Source organism: Bacillus sp. FJAT-29814 (genome assembly GCF_001510715.1).
Taxonomy (GTDB): domain Bacteria; phylum Bacillota; class Bacilli; order Bacillales; family Cytobacillaceae; genus Neobacillus.
Genome location: NZ_LMTJ01000006.1, coordinates 405,833 through 406,992, shown reverse-complemented (window position 1 = coordinate 406,992; position 1,160 = coordinate 405,833). Strand labels below are relative to the sequence as shown.

The 1,160-nt window shown below is 44.6% G+C and carries 1 protein-coding gene; it reads left to right on the top strand.

Going from position 1 to position 1,160, the window contains the following annotated elements; genetic code table 11:
* A partial coding sequence (locus AR334_RS29990; RefSeq protein WP_172799253.1) for an Ig-like domain-containing protein occupies positions 1-1,160 on the top strand: 1,160 nt, incomplete at both ends.

Genomic DNA, 1,160 nt, shown 5'->3' with positions numbered 1-1,160 from the left:
CAATACGGGATTTCCCGCCCCGATGTACAAAATGCTTATCCCGCATATCAAAACTCGAATTCCGGCTACCAATTTTCCTTGAGTACAAAGAATCTGACCAATGGCCAACATAGGTTGACCGTTCGAGCAACTGGAAACAATGGGTCAAAAAATGAGTTGAGCACCCTATTTAACGTCCAAGGTTTACCAGTAATAGGTTCAATTGATGCCCCTGCCCATGGAACGGCTGTTAAAGGGGACGTTACCGTGCGAGGCTGGTTTTTAGACGGGAGCGGCGTATCTAAGGTTGAAGTATTGGTGGACGGGAAACGCGTTGGCGATGCCCAATATGGCCTTCCGCGTTTAGATGTCCAAAATACTTTCCCCGCTTATCAAAATCCAAACTCGGGCTATCAGTACACACTAGATAGCAGGGATTTATCAAATGGACAACACGTTGTAACCATTCGGGAAATCGGGAATAGCGGGGCAAGGAATGACTTACAGACTGTCATCAATGTCCAAAATTTATCGGCTGTTGGTTCGATTGATGCCCCTGCCCATGGATCAACCATAAAAGGTGATGTGACGGTACGCGGTTGGTTTTTAGATGATAGAGGCGTAAAGAAAATAGAAGTCTTGGTAGATGGCAAGAGCATGGGGGAAGCCCAGTATGGAATTTCCCGAATCGATGTACAAAATGCTTTTCCTGAATATAAAAACGCAAACTCCGGCTACCAATTTGCGCTAAATACTAAGAATCTAACCAATGGCCAACATAGGTTGACCATTCGTGAGACCGCGAATAATGGTTCTATCAATGTTATCGAAAATGTGGTAAATGTCCAGAATCCACCAGTAAGAGGCATGATTGATACACCTGCGCATGGATCCACAATTAAAGGTGAAGTGACAGTACGCGGTTGGCTTTTGGATGATAGCGGCGTATCCAAGATAGAGATTTTGGTGGACGGAAAGAGCATGGGAGAAGCACAATATGGGATTTCCAGATTGGATGTACAAAATGCCTATCCTGAATATAAAAACGCAAACTCCGGCTATCAATATACGCTGAATGCAAGGAATTTAACCAACGGTCAGCACAAGTTAACCGTAAGAGAAACTGGGGCTAATGGTGCAGTCAATGATATTGACACAATCGTGAATGTCCAGAGTCTTCC